The organism is Pseudomonas sp. MEJ086 (assembly GCF_030209025.1).
GTDB classification, from domain to species: Bacteria; Pseudomonadota; Gammaproteobacteria; order Pseudomonadales; family Pseudomonadaceae; genus Aquipseudomonas; species Aquipseudomonas fulva_A.
The window spans coordinates 239,482-255,289 of sequence record NZ_JARVSV010000026.1 but is presented as its reverse complement, the minus strand read 5'-3'; the positions used below and the strand labels follow the sequence as shown (position 1 = coordinate 255,289).

At 63.9% G+C, this 15,808-nt stretch carries 12 protein-coding genes; 6 read left to right on the top strand and 6 right to left on the bottom strand.

The window, feature by feature from the left end; translation table 11 throughout:
* Position 1: 1 nt before the first annotated feature.
* From QRN22_RS18250 to QRN22_RS18240, 3 genes are read right to left on the bottom strand one after another with little or no spacing between them, the layout of a single operon-like run.
* On the bottom strand, positions 2-1,444 hold the full coding sequence (locus tag QRN22_RS18250; RefSeq protein WP_042556152.1) for an efflux transporter outer membrane subunit: 1,443 nt from the start codon (positions 1,442-1,444) through the stop codon (positions 2-4).
* Between the two features lie 4 nt (positions 1,445-1,448).
* Positions 1,449-4,583 (bottom strand): multidrug efflux RND transporter permease subunit, encoded by a 3,135-nt coding sequence (locus QRN22_RS18245; RefSeq protein WP_042556151.1) that lies wholly within the window; start codon positions 4,581-4,583, stop codon positions 1,449-1,451.
* Positions 4,584-4,597: 14 nt separating this feature from the next.
* Positions 4,598-5,764, bottom strand: coding sequence for an efflux RND transporter periplasmic adaptor subunit (locus tag QRN22_RS18240; protein WP_042556150.1), 1,167 nt, complete (start codon positions 5,762-5,764; stop codon positions 4,598-4,600).
* Positions 5,765-5,952: 188 nt separating this feature from the next.
* Here QRN22_RS18240 and QRN22_RS18235 point away from each other — a divergent pair, with 188 nt between their 5' ends.
* From QRN22_RS18235 to QRN22_RS18225, 3 genes are all read left to right on the top strand, one after another.
* Positions 5,953-6,510 (top strand): TetR/AcrR family transcriptional regulator, encoded by a 558-nt coding sequence (locus tag QRN22_RS18235; protein ID WP_042556149.1) that lies wholly within the window; start codon positions 5,953-5,955, stop codon positions 6,508-6,510.
* Positions 6,511-6,641: 131 nt separating this feature from the next.
* Entirely contained in the window at positions 6,642-6,968 is a 327-nt protein-coding gene (locus tag QRN22_RS18230; protein WP_042556148.1) for a helix-turn-helix domain-containing protein, read from the top strand.
* On the top strand, positions 6,965-7,330 hold the full coding sequence (locus QRN22_RS18225; protein WP_042556147.1) for a hypothetical protein: 366 nt from the start codon (positions 6,965-6,967) through the stop codon (positions 7,328-7,330). Before QRN22_RS18230 ends, QRN22_RS18225 begins: the two co-directional genes overlap by 4 nt.
* Here the strand turns inward: QRN22_RS18225 and QRN22_RS18220 are convergent.
* Positions 7,312-9,096 (bottom strand): bifunctional diguanylate cyclase/phosphodiesterase, encoded by a 1,785-nt coding sequence (locus QRN22_RS18220; RefSeq protein WP_042556146.1) that lies wholly within the window; start codon positions 9,094-9,096, stop codon positions 7,312-7,314. The genes QRN22_RS18225 and QRN22_RS18220 overlap by 19 nt on opposite strands.
* Positions 9,097-9,337: 241 nt before the next feature.
* Positions 9,338-11,428, bottom strand: coding sequence for a carboxy terminal-processing peptidase (locus tag QRN22_RS18215; protein WP_179538652.1), 2,091 nt, complete (start codon positions 11,426-11,428; stop codon positions 9,338-9,340).
* A 128-nt stretch (positions 11,429-11,556) separates the two neighbouring features.
* Here QRN22_RS18215 and QRN22_RS18210 point away from each other — a divergent pair, with 128 nt between their 5' ends.
* On the top strand, positions 11,557-12,525 hold the full coding sequence (locus tag QRN22_RS18210; RefSeq protein WP_042556144.1) for an NAD(P)H-quinone oxidoreductase: 969 nt from the start codon (positions 11,557-11,559) through the stop codon (positions 12,523-12,525).
* An 86-nt stretch (positions 12,526-12,611) separates the two neighbouring features.
* Here the strand turns inward: QRN22_RS18210 and QRN22_RS18205 are convergent, their stop codons facing one another.
* Positions 12,612-13,316: an SDR family oxidoreductase gene (locus tag QRN22_RS18205; protein ID WP_042556143.1), complete on the bottom strand. Its 705-nt coding sequence runs from the start codon at positions 13,314-13,316 to the stop codon at positions 12,612-12,614.
* Positions 13,317-13,422: 106 nt separating this feature from the next.
* Here QRN22_RS18205 and gcvA point away from each other — a divergent pair, with 106 nt between their 5' ends.
* Together gcvA and QRN22_RS18195 are read left to right on the top strand one after the other, a co-directional pair.
* The gene (gene gcvA / locus QRN22_RS18200; protein ID WP_042556142.1) at positions 13,423-14,319 is read left to right on the top strand and encodes a transcriptional regulator GcvA; all 897 of its coding nucleotides are present in this window, start codon (positions 13,423-13,425) and stop codon (positions 14,317-14,319) included.
* A 175-nt stretch (positions 14,320-14,494) separates the two neighbouring features.
* Positions 14,495-15,619 carry a beta-ketoacyl-ACP synthase III gene (locus QRN22_RS18195; RefSeq protein WP_042556141.1) on the top strand — a complete coding sequence of 375 codons (1,125 nt, stop codon included), beginning with the start codon at positions 14,495-14,497 and terminating at the stop codon, positions 15,617-15,619.
* The last annotated feature ends 189 nt before the right edge of the window (positions 15,620-15,808 follow it).

Genomic DNA, 15,808 nt, shown 5'->3' with positions numbered 1-15,808 from the left:
CTCAGCGCACCACGGGTGCCGGGGCATCCGCGCGTGCCACGCCATCGCCCGCCCAGCCACCGCCCAGGGTCCTGAACAGGTCGGCCAGGGCGAGTTGTCGCTCGGTGCTGATCTGGATCAGGGTGGTCTGGTCGGTGAAGCTGCTGCGTTGCGCGTCGAGGTAGCGCAGGTGGTCGTCCACACCGCCTCTGTAGCGCGCCTCGGCCAGGGTTTCCGCAGCCCGGCTGGAGTCGGCCAGTGCACGCCGCGCGGCTTCCTCGCGGCGTAGCGTGTCGGTGGCGGCGAGGGCGTCGGCGACTTCCCTGAAGGCGGTCTGGATGGTGCCTTCGTATTCAGCCACCGCAGCGTCCTGGCGGACTTCGGCGAGGTCCAGATTGGCACGGTTGCGGCCACCGGCGAAGATCGGCAGCGACAGGCTTGGCGCGAAGCTCCAGGCCCGCGAGCCGCCATCGAACAGCCCCGACAGCTCGGTGCTGGAACTGCCTACCGAACCGGTCAGGGTGATGCGCGGGAAGAACGCCGCACGGGCAGCACCGATATCGGCGTTGCGTGCCTTGAGGCGGTGTTCGCTGGCCAGAATGTCCGGGCGCCGCTCGATCAGCGCCGAGGTGGTACCTGGGGCGATGTCCTGCAGCACCATCAGGTTGTCGCGCGGTTTGGCGGGCAGCAGGCGCTCCACGTCCGGGGTGCCGAGCAGCAGCACCAGGGCGTTGTCCGCCTGGCGCAACTGACGCTCGGTACTCTCGCGCTCGGCCTTGGCCTGTTCGGCCAAGCCGACCGCTTCCTGGTAGTCCAGCGCCGTGGCGGTGCCGGCCTCGCGACGCCTGCTGACCAGATCCAGCGAGGCCAGGCGGCTGTCCAGCGTCTGCTCGACCAGCGCGATGCGGCGCAATGCGCCGTCGCGGGTCAGGTAGGCCTGGATCACTTCGGCGATCAGGCTGATCTGCGTGGCGCGGGTCGCTTCCTCGGTGGCCAGGTAGGTTTCCAGTGCCGCCTCGGAAAGGTTGCGCACGCGGCCGAACAGGTCGACTTCGTACTCTGCCAGGCCCAGGCCAACCTGATAGACGCTCGTCACCTCGGAGCGTCCGGTCTGCGACTGATCGGCCGGCAGCCGTTGGCGGTTACCGGTGGCGTTGGCGTTGATCGACGGCAGGCGATCGGCGCGCTGGATACGGTACTGGGCGCGCGCCGCTTCGATATCCAGCAGCGCCTGGCGCAGGCTGCGGTTGTTGCTCAGGGCGGTGTCCACCGCGCGGCGCAGGTCGGCATCGACGATGAAGGTCTGCCAGTCCAGCGCGTCGGCGCGGGTGCCGGCCGTGCTGGCGGCCCTCCATTGCTCGGCGACCGGTGCATCAGGACGCTCGTAATGAGGGGCCAGGGAGCAGCCGCCGAGGGTGATGGCCAGGGCCAGCAGGGCGGGGCGCAGCATGATGTGGGAAGTCATGGCATTACTCCGCTTTATGCAGGGGGTGATTGTCGGTCTGCTTCGGCTTGGTACGCAGCAGCGAAAGCAGCCAGACGAAGAAGATCGGCACGAAGATCACCCCGAGCAAGGTTGCGCTGAACATGCCGCCAAGTACCCCGGTGCCGATGGCGCGCTGGCTGGCAGCGCCAGCGCCGCTCGCGATCACCAGGGGGACCACGCCGAGCATGAAGGCCATGGAGGTCATGATGATCGGCCGGAAGCGCAGGCGTGCGGCTTCGATGGCGGCATCGCGCAGGGAATAACCGTCTTCCCACAGATCCTTGGCGAACTCGACGATGAGGATGGCGTTCTTCGCCGCCAGGCCGATCACGGTGATCAGGCCGACCTTGAAGTACACGTCGTTGGGCAGGCCGATGGCCGTCACCGCAAGTACCGCGCCGAGGGCGCCGACCGGCACGATGAGCATCACCGTCAGCGGAATCGCCCAGCTCTCGTAGAGGGCGACCAGCAGCAGGAACACCACCACGATGGCCAGGGCGAAGAGCATCACCGCCTGACCGCTGGCGACCTTCTCCTGGTAGGACAGGCCCGTCCATTCGTAGCCGATGCCCTCCGGCAGTTCACCGGCGATGCGCTCCAGCTCGGCCATGGCCTCGCCGGTGCTGACGCCTGGGGCGGCGTCGCCGGAAATGCGGATCGACGGGTAGCCGTTGTAACGGGCCACCTGGGTCGGGCCTTCTTCCCACTGGGTGGTCACGAAGGCGCTCAGTGGCACCAGGCTGCCGCTGTCGTTCGGTACGTGCAGCTTGAGCACGCTGTCCGGTGTCATCCGTGCGCCTTGCTCGGCCTGCACGACGACGCGTTGCTGGCGGCCGGCGTTGGCGAAATCGTTGATCACCGATGAGCCGAACGCGGTGGACAGCGCACTGCTGATCGACTCGAAGCTGACGCCCTGGGCACGTGCCTGATCGCGGTCGATGACCAGACGCAATTGCGGCGCTTCGGGCAGGCCTTCCATCATCCCGTAGAGGAACAGCGGATTGCCGTTGACCTTGCCCAGCACTTCGTCACGCGCTGCGAGCAGCGCTTCACGGCCAAGGCCGGCGCGGTCCTGCAGGCGCAGGGAGAAACCACCCGAGTTGCCCAGCCCTTCGATAGGTGGCGGTGGAACGGCCATCATGGCGCCGTCGTCGAGGTTGGCGAAGCGCCCGTTGACCGCAGCGGTCTCGGCTTGCACGGATTGCTCGTCGTTTCGTTCGGACCAGTCCTTGAGCAGCGGGAAGGCGATGGCGGCGTTTTCACCCATGCCCGAGAAGCTGAAGCCCAGCACCACGAACGAAGTAGCCACGGCCTCGCGGGTGGCGAGGAATTCTTCCAGTTCCTTGGCGGTCGTCGAGGTACGCTCGCGGGTGGCCCCCGGCGGCAGCTGGATGTCGACGATCATGTAGCCCTGGTCTTCTACCGGCACGAAGGATTCCGGCAGGCGCAGGTAGAAGAAACCCATCAGAATCACGATGCCCAGATACACGAGCATGAAGCGCCCGGCGCGCGGCACCAGCTTGCTGTTGAGCTTCGTGTAGCGGCCCGTCAGCCCGGTGAACTTGCGGTTGAACCAGCCGAAGAAGCCGGTCTTTTCGTGATGACCCTGGGGAATCGGTTTGAGCAGGGTGGCGCACAGGGCCGGGGTGAAGGTCAGGGCGAGGAAACCCGAGAACAGGATCGACACCGCCAGCGACAGCGAGAACTGCTGGTAGATCACGCCCACCGAGCCGGCCATGAACGCCAGCGGCAGGAACACCGCCGACAGCACCAGAGTGATGCCGATGATCGCTCCGGAGACCTGGCCCATGGCCTTGATGGTCGCCGGCAGGGGCTCCAGGCCTTCTTCGGCCATGATCCGCTCGACGTTTTCCACCACCACGATGGCATCGTCCACCAGAATGCCGATGGCCAGCACCATGCCGAACATGGTCATCATGTTCACCGAGAAGCCGAGCAGGTACATGAAGGTCAGCGTACCGAGCAGGCACACCGGCACCACGATCCCCGGAATCAGGGTGTAACGCACGTTCTGCAGGAACAGGAACATCACCAGGAACACCAGCACCATGGCTTCGATCAGGGTCATGATGACCTTGTCGATGGCCACGTCGACGAACCGCGAGGTGTCGTAGGGCGTGGAGAATTGCACGTTGTCCGGGAAGTTGGCCGACAGCTCGGTGAGACGCTGCTTGACCGCTTCGGCCGTCTGGATGGCGTTGGCGCCCGGCGCCAGCTGCACGGCGGCGGCAACCGCCGGCTTACCGTCCTGGCGTGAGCCGAAGTTGTAATCCTGGCTGCCGATTTCGATGCGTGCGACATCGCCCAGGGTCAGGCGCGAGCCGTCCTGGTTGGCGCGCAGCACGATGGCGGCGAACTCTTCCGGATTATCCAGAGTGCCCTTGACCGCCAGGGTCGCGGTCAGCTCCTGCTCCGCCGTACCCGGCGTGCTGCCGAAGGCGCCCGCCGGTACCTGTACGTTCTGGGCGCGAATGGCGTTGTTGACGTCGTCGATCGACAGGCCGTACCCGACCAGTTTCTGCGGGTCGATCCACACGCGCATGGCGGCTTCGGAGGCGAAGAACTGCAGCTTGCCGACGCCCGGCACACGGCGAATCTCGTTGTTGATGTTGCGCGCCGCATAGTCGGCCAGCGCCGTGGTGTCGTCGTTGGCGCTGCCGTCCTTGTAACTCAGCGCGTAGATCAGCAGAAAGCCGGCAGTGGCCTGCTCGGTCTGGATGCCCAGGGTAAGAACCGCTTGAGGCATACGCGCCTCGGCACGTTTCAAGCGGTTCTGCACGTCGACCTGGGCCAGCTCGGGATTGGTCCCGGGCTGGAAGGTCACGGTGATTTCAGCGATACCGTTGGCGTTGCTGGTGGACTCGAAGTACAGCAGGTTCTTCGCACCGTTGAGCTCTTCTTCGATCACGCTGGTGACCGAGTCGGTCAGCACCTGTGCCGAAGCGCCCGGGTAGGTCGCGGTGACGGTGATCTGTGGCGGCGCCACGTTGGGGTATTGCGCCACCGGCAGAAAGGGGATGGCCAGCAAGCCACCCATGGTGATGAACAAGGCGACTACCCAGGCAAAATTGGGGCGCCGGATGAAAAACAAGGACATGTCGTTGCTCCGGCTTATTGCGCCTGGGGAGTGGTGTCGTTCTGCGCTTCAGCGCCTGGCTGGCGCGGTACGACTTTGGCGCCCGGTCGGATTGCCGCCAGGGAGCTGGTGATGATCTGGTCGCCGGCTTTCAGGCCTTCGGTGATCTGCCAGCGCGCGCCTTGCATGGCGCCGGTGGTGACCGGTCGCACTTCCACGGTGTTCTCGGCGCCGAGCAGCATCACGCTGGCCTTGCCGTCCGCAGCGCGTTGCACGGCGCGTTGCGGTACCAGGATGGCGTCCTGATCGAGGCCCTGCGGCGTGCGCACGCGCACGTACATGCCCGGCAGCAACACGCCATTCGGGTTGTCGAAGCGTCCGCGCAGGGCGATCTGGCCTGTACTGCGGTCCACCGAGATATCGGTGAACAGCAGGGTGCCTTTGCTCTCGATATCGGTGCCGTCGACGCGCAGCGACAGCGTCTTGTCGCCGTCACCGGACACCTTGCCGTCGGCGATGGCGGCGCGCAGGCGCAAGGCGTCGGCGGCTGGCTGGGTGAAGTCGGCGTACACCGGGTCGAGTTGCTGGATGCGTGCGAGCAGGGTGGTTTCGCCCTGACCGACCAGCGCGCCCTCGGTGACCTGCGCACGACCGATACGGCCGGCGATGGGCGCACGCACCTGGGCATAACCCACGTCCAGCTTGGCGGTTTCCACATTGGCCTGAGCCGAGCGTTTGTCAGCCTGGGCGCTTTGCAGGGCCGCACGGGCGACATCGAAGTCCTGCTGACTGACCGCGTCTATCTTGACCAGCGGCTCGTAGCGTTTGACGGTGGCTTGAGCCTGGAACAGCTGCGCTTCGGCGCGGGCCAGTTCGCCCTCGGCCCGGGACAGCGCCGCCTTGAACGGGGCAGGGTCGATCTGGAACAGCAGGTCGCCTGCCTTGACGTCGGCGCCTTCCTCGAAGGTGCGCTTGAGTACGATACCGGCGACCCGGGCGCGCACTTCGGCGACGCGCACGGGCTCGATACGGCCTGGCAACTCGGCGACCACGGTGAAGGGCTCGGTCTTGACGGTCAGTACATCGACTTCGCGGGGAGGCGCTTCGCCCCAGCCTTGCTCGCCTTTGTCACAGCCGGCGAGGCTGATCGCCACCAAAAGGGTTATCGCCGAAAAAACGCAACGTTCGCGAATCCTGCTCATGCTTCACCTGGGGCGATGCCCCTCATTAGTTAGTTCTCGAAAGGCGCGAATGATCAGCTGATAATGCAAATGAGTCAATATTGACTCATTTGCATTTTTTGTGACTAAACTTGACCGTCCTTTTGAAGAAAAAGGTTTTTCCTGCACAATGGCGCGCCGCCACCACTGAATGAGTGAAGACTGTTTTGATGGATAAACCCGCCGCTGAAGAGAAATTGCTCAAGGCCCTGGCCGTTGCCATGGTCGAGCACCCGCGTGGCACCTTCAAGGAAATAGCTCAGGCCGCAGGGGTGAGCAAGGCCACCTTGAATCGTTTTTGCGGTACTCGCGACAATCTGATCGACATGCTCTTCGATTACGGCTCGGTGGTCATGAACACGGTCATCGCCGAAGCCGACCTGCAGAACTCGCCAGCGCCGGAGGCATTGCAGCGGTTGGTGGACGGCCATTTGGTTCACCGTGATCTGCTGGTATTTCTGATGTTCCAGTGGCGCCCGGACTCGCTGCATGAGTGCGGTGAAGATGCACGCTGGTTGCCCTATACCAACGCCCTGGATCAGTTCTTCCTGCGTGGGCAGCGCGAGCATGTATTTCGCATCGACATCGGTGCGCCAGTGCTGACCGAGCTCTTCGCCTCCCTGCTGTTCGGGCTCGTCGATGGTGAACGTCGTGGTCGGGTCGCACGGGCCAGCATGGGCACCTCGCTGATGCAGTTCTTCATGCAGGGCGCTGCCGCGGGGCGATGATCGCCGCGGCGGCGATCGTGTGACGAGCGCTGGGTGCGGGATCGCTGATAAGATGCGCGAACAACACGGCAGGCGCTATCGCCCAGGCCGGACCACGCAGAGGGACGCTGCGCCTCGCGGAGAAATTAAGCATGAATCTACAGGTGATCGAGCGCGACGGCGAACCCGAATACGCGGTATTGCCCTGGGCCGAATACCAGGCGCTGCTGCAGGCTGCAGGCAAGAGTGCGGCGGCACCGGCTACCGAAAAGCCCACCGCCGATGCCCCCAAACCCCTGGCCCAACTGGCCACACTGCGCGAGGGCAAGGGCTTGAGCCGTGATGAGCTGGCGCGCGCCGTGGGCATCAGTCCTCATTACCTGGGCATGATCGAAAGTGGCGAGCGGCAGCCCGATGCCGCGATCCTGCGTGCCTTGGCCTGGGTACTCGGCATTTCCGGCTGGGAGGCGGGTGCATGAGCGTGCGCATCAGCCGCGTGCACTGGGACGCCCTGCTGGCCGCACTGGACGATGCGCGGCGGCAGCGCCACCTGCTGACCTATCGCGCGCTGATCGAACGCCTGGCACTGCCGGCGCCCGCCATGCAGACCCTGACCGCGGCTCTCGAACACCTGGCCGCAATGGATGCCCGCGGCGAGCGCCCACTGCGCAGCGCGCTGGTCATCAGCCAGGGTGCCAGCCGCCTGCCGCGCACCGGTTTCTTCGAATGCGTGACCCGCCTGGGGCGCTTCGAGGGTGCCTCTGACGGCGTTGCGGCCGCCTCGTGGCACGCGTCCGAAGTGGCCCGGGTGTTCGAGTTCGATTACCCCGCGGAACCCTGAGTGAGCGCGCCCTGCAGGGTGTGCGTATCGATCACGTGCAGGCTGTAACCGGGTATCGCCTTGGCATGGCGCTTGGCTTCCGAGGCCAGACCAGCCAGCTCGCTGGCGTCCAGCAGCGTGCAGTGTTGCGGATGCAGATGAACGACGCCGAGTGACAGCGACAGCAGCGCGAACTCCTCCCGTTGCCCCTGGCGGTTGTGGCTGACGAAACAGCCAGCATCCAGATGCTCATCCAGATAGAACCGCCGGCACTGCCCCTGAAAGTCCTCCAGCAGCCGATTGAGGCGCGCACGCCAGTCCTTCGAGCCGAACACCAGCAGGAAGTCGTCACCACCGATATGGCCGACGAAGTCACGTGTCGGGTCGATCCTTTCGTTGAGGCAATGCGCCAGGCACAGCAGCACTTCGTCGCCCTTGGCGTAACCGTAGAGGTCGTTGAAGGGTTTGAAGCTGTCGATGTCGACATAGCAGACCACCGCTTCGCGGCTCTGCTGCAACAGCCGGGTCAGGCACTGCTGGATGGGCACGTTACCCGGAAGCAGGGTCAGCGGGTTGGCGTAACGGGCCTGCTGGATCTTCAGTTCGGTGATCAGCTTGAGCACGTCGATGACCCGACCGAGGCCAAGGTAGTGGCCGTCCACGGTAATCACGAAGTCTTCCTCGATACGCTGGCGCGCACGGCTGGTCAGCAGGCGGCTGACCTTTTGCAGCGACTGGCTGATTTCCACGGCAAGAAAGTCGTTGCTCATCAGGCGGCTGATCGGCTTGCGAGCGAACAGCTCGGTGGCGAAGGGTTTGAGCAATACCTCCGACAGCGAATGGCGATGCACGATGCCTACCGGTCGCCGATCCTCGTCCAGTACCGCCAGCGAGTTGAGGTTGGCCTGGGCACGGAAGGCTTCGAGCACATCGGCGGTGGGCGTGTTGATGGATACCGATGGGTGTTCGTTGAGCAGGGCAGTGAGGTCACTGCCTTCTTCGCTGAGCGAGGTCGGCGAGGAGCCTGGCTCGGGCAGCAGTGCACTGGCGTCGGTCGGTGGCTGGTCCTGAGGGCGACAGAGCAGGTAGCCCTGAAGCAGGTCCACGCCCATTTCGCAGAGCACCGCCAGCTCTTCCTCGAGTTCGATGCCTTCGGCGATCACCTGTGCCCGGGAGGCCTTGGCCATCTGCAGGATCGAGCCGACGAACTCGCGCTTGACCGCATCCTGATGGATACCATCGATGAAGTGGCGGTCGATCTTCACGTAATCGGGGCGCAGCTCCGACCACAGGCGCAGGCTCGAGTAACCGGCGCCGAGATCGTCCAGGGCGATGGAGAAGCCCATGTCCCGGTAATGGTGCAGGGCGGTGTCGAGCAGGTTGAAGTCGTCGGTGGGCGACTGCTCCGTCAGCTCGATGACCACCCGGCTGGGGGGAATGCCGTAAGTCTGCAGCAACTGCAGCGTTCGTCCCGGCTGGTGCCGGGCATCGAGCAGCGAATCCGGCGATACGTTGAGAAACAGCAGGCCGTCCAGTTTCAGTTCGCTGAAGCGTCGGCAGGCGCTCTTGCGGCAGGCCATTTCCAGCTCGTTGAGCAGGCCGGTTTGCCGCGCCGCGGCGAACAGCGTGATTGGCGAGTGCAGCGGGCTGTTGGACGGCCCACGGGTGAGCGCTTCATAGCCAAGAATGCGCCGCTCGGAGAGCGACACGATGGGCTGAAACAGGCTATGCAGGCCGCCGTGCGCGAGGATTTGGCCCAGCGCGCTCAATTGCTCGGTGACGGTCATGGCAGGTCTCTAGTGAAATCGGGGAGCGAACGAGCGGCGTGGCCACTCGCGGATGAATACTGCTGAATGCTCGGGATTTCACTACAGATTGATGACCGTTTAATGAAGGCTGAGTGCCATCAGTCAATCGGCCGGATAGCGTTACGCCCTTCGCTCCGGCGGCCATGAATCGGTCGCCATCGATGCGGGCACAAAAAAGGGCGTCGTATGCACGACGCCCTTCTGGGTTACCGCTTGCCGGTTACTGCTTGGCTAAACGCGTATTGAGCTTGAGGTAGTCGATCAGGATGTGGCCGGTTTCCGACAGGTAGGCGTCGTCTTCCGGTTTGGTCTTTTTCTCTTCCTCGCTCTGCGCCAGTGCGTCGTCCTCGTCTTCCTTCTTCAGCTCGGTCAACGGCTCTTCGCCCTTGGCGCTGCGGCGGGCGTTCTCGATCGCCAGTTGGCGCTTCTCGATATCGGCCTGCTGGGTGCGGCGCTTGGTTTCGTTGAGGCTGACGGTCTTCTCGGCCATCAGTTCACGGGACAGGGCCAGGCGTTCACGGGCGAAGTTGAAGTCCGGGTTGTCGGCGGTACGGCTGTCGTAACGATTCTTCAGCTCGGTGAGAAATGGCTTGATCGGGTCCAGTTCAGGTTTGATCGCCGGGCGGATGCTGTCCCACGGCATCGCTTCGGGAAGGGCGCTCTCGCCGATTTCCTTGTTGTCCATCACGTCAGGGTAGGAGATGTCCGGCACCACGCCGCGGTGCTGGGTGCTCTGCCCGGACACGCGATAGAACTTGGCCAGGGTCAGTTTCAGCTCGCCATGGTTGAGCGGCTGGATGGTCTGCACCGTGCCTTTGCCGAACGTCTGGCCGCCAAGAATCAGCGCGCGATGGTAGTCCTGCATGGCGCCGGCGAAAATCTCCGAAGCCGAGGCGGACAGGCGGTTGACCAGCACGGCCATGGGGCCCTTGTAGAAGGCGCCGTCCTGCTCGTCAGCCAGCACATCGACCCGGCCATCGCTGTTGCGCACCAGAACGGTAGGGCCCTTGTCGATGAACAGGCCGGTCAGTTCGGTGGCTTCCTGCAGCGAGCCGCCACCGTTGTTGCGCAGGTCGATGACGATACCGTCGACTTTCTCGGCCTGCAGCTCGGTGATCAGCTTCTTGACGTCGCGCGTGGTGCTCTTGTAATCCGGATCGCCAGCGCGGAACGCCTTGAAGTCCAGATAGAAGGCCGGGATCTCGATCACGCCGAGGGTATACGGGCGTCCGTCCTGCTCGACCTTGAGGATGGATTTCTTGGCCGCCTGCTCTTCCAGCTTGACCGCTTCACGGGTGATGCTGACCACCTTGCTGGTCTGGTCATTCGGCGCATTGCTCGCTGGAATCACTTCCAGGCGCACGCGCGAACCTTTCGGGCCACGGATCAGTTTCACCACCTCGTCGAGGCGCCAGCCGATCACGTCGACGATCTCGTCGTCACCCTGGCCAACGCCGACGATCTTGTCGGCAGGCGAGATCTGCTTGCTCTTCTCGGCAGGGCCGGCAGGCACCAGACGCACCACCTTGACGTGCTCGTTATCGCTCTGCAACACGGCGCCGATGCCCTCGAGGGACAGGCTCATGTTGATGTCGAAGTTTTCCGCGCTGTCCGGTGACAGGTAGTTGGTATGCGGATCGTAGGTCATGGCGAAGGCGTTGATATACGCCTGGAACACGTCCTCGCTGCGGGTCTGCTGCAGGCGTGCCTGCTGCGCCTTGTAGCGTTTGGTGAGCAGCTCCTGAATCGCCGCAGGCTCCTTGCCTGCCAGCTTCAGGCGCAGCACTTCGTCTTTCAGGCGTTTGCGCCACAGCTCGTCCAGCTCGGCGACGTCCTTGGCCCAGGGGGCTTTTTCACGATCGACCAGCAGGTCTTCGTTGACCGTGAAGTCGATCTTGTCGACCCCCTTGGCCAGCAGACCCTGAACGTAGGTCAGACGACCCTGCTGACGCTCGAGCTGACGCTTATAGATATGAAAGCCGGGTTCGAGATCGCCCTTCTTGAGCAGGTCGTCGAACTTGTCTTTCCAGCGATCGAATTCGGCGATATCCGCTGCGGTGAAATAGCTGCGCGCCGGATCGAGCATCTTCAGGTAACCCTGATAGACCTTCTCCGAGCGCGCATCGTCGAGCGGCGGCTTGCTGTAGTGGTGGCGCTGCAGCAGTTCGACCACGTTGAGACTGGCGATGACCTGATCGCGATCAGGCTGCAAGTATTCCCACGGATCGGCTTGGCTGGTTTTGGCTGCGAGGGGCAATGCGCCCAGCCCGAGAACGAGGGCCAGGGTGGCGCTGATGAGAGATCGCTTCATGCTGATTCGACGTGGGGACAGTTGATAACGCATATTAGGCCGTCTTTGAGGGCGCCAGGTTCCATCGGCGCAATGCAAAAGCCCAGCGGCGAGCGCTGGGCTAGGTTCAAATGCACTATGGAGGCAGCGTGAAAGCATTGCAAGGCGTTGAAGGGCAGGTGGAATGGGTCGATCGTCCCACGCCTGCCTGTGATGTAGGGGAAGTACGCATTCGCGTGGCGGCAGCGGGCCTGAACCGCGCCGATCTGTTGCAGCGGGCCGGCAATTACCCGCCGCCGCCGGGGGCCAGCGATACGCTGGGCCTGGAGTGTGCGGGCATCGTCAGTGAAGTGGGTGCCGGCTGCGATGACTGGCAGGTGGGGGATCGCGTCTGCGCATTGCTGGCTGGCGGCGGCGTGGCCGAAGAGGTGGTGGTCGATGCGCGCCATGTGCTGCCGGTGCCCGAAGGCTTGTCGCTGCACGAGGCTGCGGCTTTGCCGGAAGTGTACGCCACCGCCTGGCTTAACCTGTTCCAGCTGGCCGGCCTGAAACCCGGCGAAAAGGTGCTGCTGCACGCAGGTGCCAGTGGCGTCGGCTCGGCGGCCATCCAGCTGTGCAAGGCCTTCGGCAGTACCTGCTGGGTGACCGTCGGCTCGCACGATCGCCTGGCGTATTGCGAGAGCCTGGGCGCCAGTGGTGGGGCGATTCGCGACAAGGATGGGCTGAAGGTGCCGGATGATTTCGGCCCGTTTGAAGTCATCCTCGACCCGGTCGGCGCCAGCTACGCCTCTTTGAATCTCAAGCTGCTGGCGCTCGATGGCCGCTGGGTGAACATCGGTCTGATGGGGGGACGCAAGGCCGAGATCGACATGGCCCAGGTGCTTGGCAAACGCATCCAGCTGATCGGCTCGACGTTGCGCAACCGCGACGATCTGTTCAAGGCCGAACTGCTGCGCGACCTGCGCCAGCACGTGTGGCCGCTGTTCAGCGAAGGCCGGCTCAAGCCGCAACTGGCCCGCACCTTTCCGATTGCCGAGGCCCATGAGGCCTATTCGACCCTGGAAGGCAATCAGGTCAACGGCAAGCTGGTGCTGGTGATCGACGAAAGCCTGAGCTGAAACCCCGGCCACGAGCGCCCGGCGATGGTCGGGCCGCTCGTGGCTGTCATGTTTGGTTGCTAGCGGCTCATGCGTGATCCGGCCGATCAGACGGCGCGGGTGATGCCGCCATCCACACGGATGTTCTGTGCGGTGATGTAGGCCGCTCCCTCCGAGGCCAGGAATGCGATGGTCGCGGCCACTTCCTCGCTGCTGCCATAACGTTGCAGCGGCACGCTGGCTCTGCGCGCTTCGGTGGATGGCAGGCTGTCGATCCAGCCCGGCAGTACATTGTTCATGCGGATGTTGTCGCGGGCATGGGTGTCCGCGAATACCTTGGTGAACGACGCCAGGCCGGCGCGGAACACCGCCGACGTCGGGAACAGCTCACTGGGCTCGAACGTCCAGGCGCTGGAGATATTGATGATCACCCCAGCCTGTTGCTGCTGCATGATGGGGGTGACCAGGCGAGTGGGGCGAATCACGTTGAGCAGGTAGGTATCCAGGCCGCGATGCCAGTCTTCGTCGCTGATTTCCAGAATCGGCGCGCGCGGGCCGTGGCCGGCGCTGTTGACCAGCGCATCGATCCGCCCCCAGCGCGACAACGTGCCGTCGACCAGCCTGGCGAGATCCTCGGTGGACTGATTGCTGCCCGTCACCCCGAAACCGCCCAGCTCCGTGGCCAGTGCCTCGCCCTTGCCAGACGAGGAGAGAATGGCGACCTTGAAGCCATCCGCGGCCAGGCGACGTGCGGCCGCTGCACCCATGCCGCTGCCTCCAGCGGTGATGATTGCTACTTTTTCTACAGACATCGTATTGTCTCCGTTGCGGTCGTGGCGTTGGCTATAAGGCTAGCAGCCGGGGGGCGCAGGTAGAGAGGCAGTTCCGGTACCTTGACTCAGTAGAAAAACTACACTCATGTCTGAAGAATTCGGTCAGCTCCCGTCGCTCAATGCGCTGCGTGTCTTCGAAGTGGTGGCGCGGCACCTCAACTTCCGCCTTGCGGCTGAAGAGCTGGGCGTGACCCAGGGCGCAGTGGCCCAGCAGATTCGTGGTCTGGAGGCCGACCTGGGGCTCAGGCTGTTCGAGCGGCAGCCGCGCGGCCTGGCGCTGACCGAGAGCGGCAGAAGCTACAGCCTGAGCGTGCGCCGGGCATTCGAGCTGATCGCCGACGCCACTCAGGGGCTGCGGCCGGCGCCGCTGCACCTGACCGTGAGCGTGACGCCGACATTCGCTTCCAAGTGGCTGATCCCGCGATTGCCGGACTTCTCGATGCAGCATCCGCAGATCGACCTGAGAATCCTCGCCAGCGAGCGGCTTTCCAGCTTTCACAACGATGGCGTGGATGTGGCGGTGCGCTATGGGCGCCCACCGTTCGGCCCCGGGCTACAGGCTGAATTGCTGCTCGAGCAGGCGATCGTCGCGGTGATGAGCCTGGGGCTGCTCGAGCGCTTCGGACCACCGAGCGATCTGCAGGGATTAGCGCGCTATTCCTTGCTGCATGATGCGCACAACCTCTGGCCACGCTTTCTCGATCTGCTGTTCCCCGAGGCGCCACAGGCCACCGCCAGGAGCGTGCGCTTCAATCAGACTTCGCTGGCCATCGAGGCAGCCATTGCCGGGCAGGGCATTGCCCTGGCCAATCGCTTCTTCGTCGCGCGGGACATTCAGGCCGGTCGGCTGATCGACCCGTTCGACGCCACCCTCCAGGACGAGCGCGGGTTCTATCTGCTCAGCCCACGGCGAATACGCCAGCAGGCACCGTTCGCGGTGGTGCGTACCTGGCTGCTGGAGCAGACGCGCGACGATCGATAGCGGCGATGCGCCCGTCAGTTTGTCTGCCCAATGGGCGCGACCGCTGAGCCTGTGGCACACTTGAGCGCCAGTGATTACGGGTTATGAGGTGGCGTGTGTCGCCCGCCCGTGCACCGGTGCCGTCGGCTGTCTGCCACGGCCTGACCGGCAACAGCCCCGAACAAGAGGAAACAGCGTGCATAACGTCGTCATCAGCGGCACAGGCCTGTACACACCGGCCAACAGCATTTCCAACGACGAGTTGGTGGCGTCCTTCAATGCCTACGTGCAGCAGTTCAACAGCGAGAACGCCGAGGCCATCGAGCGGGGTGAAATCGAGGCGCTCAGCGAGTCGAACAGCGCCTTCATCGAAAAGGCCTCGGGTATCAAGAGCCGCTTCGTGATGGACAAGCAGGGCATCCTCGACCCGCAACGCATGGTGCCGTACATCGCCGAGCGCGATAACGAGCAGTGGGGCATTCTCTGCGAGATGGCCGTGGCGGCTGCCGAGCAGGCGCTGGCCCGTGCCGGTAAGACCGTCGCAGACATCGATGGGGTGATCGTCGCCTGCTCCAACCTGCAGCGCGCCTATCCGGCGGTGGCCATCGAAGTGCAGGCGGCGCTGGGCATCCAGGGCTTCGGTTACGACATGAACGTCGCCTGTTCCTCGGCCACCTTCGGCATTCAGGCGGCGGTCAACAGCGTGCAGCTGGGGCAGGCGCGGGCGATCCTGATGGTCAACCCGGAAATCTGTACTGGCCACCTGAATTTCCGCGACCGTGACAGCCATTTCATCTTCGGTGATGCAGCTACCGCAGTGATCATCGAGCGAGCCGATCTGGCAACGTCCGAGTACCAGTTCGAGGTGGTCGGCACCAAGCTGCTGACCCAGTTCTCCAACAATATCCGCAACAACTTCGGCTTCCTCAATCGTGCCGCGCAGGATGGCAGCCAGGCTGCTGGCGACAAGCTGTTCGTGCAGGAAGGGCGCAAGGTGTTCAAGGAAGTCTGCCCGATGGTGGCCGAACTGATCGCGGCGCATCTGCAGGAAAACCAGCTGGACGTGGCGGACGTGAAACGTTTCTGGCTGCACCAGGCCAACCTCAACATGAACCAGTTGATCGCCCGCAAACTGCTCGGTCGCGACCCTGAACCACAGGAAGCGCCGGTGATCCTGGACACCTACGCCAACACCAGTTCGGCGGGTTCGGTGATCGCTCTGCACAAGAATCAGGATGATCTGCCGGCCGGTTCGATTGGTGTGCTCAGCTCCTTTGGCGCCGGCTATTCCATCGGCAGCGTGATCCTGCGCAAGCGCTGATCGCCTCCCGGGCAGCATGCAAGGTGCTGCCCGTCGCTGTGCCTGAACCCCTCTAGAACGGCCCATACAGCCTGGTCAGTTACTTGGCCGGGGTGAGGCTTGTCAAGCTTTATATTCAAAGGAAGTAAAAAGTTCCCTTGTCATCAAATATTTATATATCAGCAACGGCGCTGAAATAAGCCGCCGCGA

Bases quoted from the DNA above. Each gene is read 5' to 3' on its own strand.
- QRN22_RS18220 (WP_042556146.1), bottom strand. From the start codon at position 9,096: ATGACCGTCACCGAGCAATTGAGCGCGCTGGGCCAAATCCTCGCGCAC.
- gcvA (WP_042556142.1), top strand. From the start codon at position 13,423: ATGTCTGAAGAATTCGGTCAGCTCCCGTCGCTCAATGCGCTGCGTGTC.
- QRN22_RS18205 (WP_042556143.1), bottom strand. From the start codon at position 13,316: ATGTCTGTAGAAAAAGTAGCAATCATCACCGCTGGAGGCAGCGGCATG.
- QRN22_RS18250 (WP_042556152.1), bottom strand. From the start codon at position 1,444: ATGACTTCCCACATCATGCTGCGCCCCGCCCTGCTGGCCCTGGCCATC.
- QRN22_RS18215 (WP_179538652.1), bottom strand. From the start codon at position 11,428: ATGAAGCGATCTCTCATCAGCGCCACCCTGGCCCTCGTTCTCGGGCTG.
- QRN22_RS18230 (WP_042556148.1), top strand. From the start codon at position 6,642: ATGAATCTACAGGTGATCGAGCGCGACGGCGAACCCGAATACGCGGTA.
- QRN22_RS18245 (WP_042556151.1), bottom strand. From the start codon at position 4,583: ATGTCCTTGTTTTTCATCCGGCGCCCCAATTTTGCCTGGGTAGTCGCC.
- QRN22_RS18235 (WP_042556149.1), top strand. From the start codon at position 5,953: ATGGATAAACCCGCCGCTGAAGAGAAATTGCTCAAGGCCCTGGCCGTT.
- QRN22_RS18225 (WP_042556147.1), top strand. From the start codon at position 6,965: ATGAGCGTGCGCATCAGCCGCGTGCACTGGGACGCCCTGCTGGCCGCA.
- QRN22_RS18240 (WP_042556150.1), bottom strand. From the start codon at position 5,764: ATGAGCAGGATTCGCGAACGTTGCGTTTTTTCGGCGATAACCCTTTTG.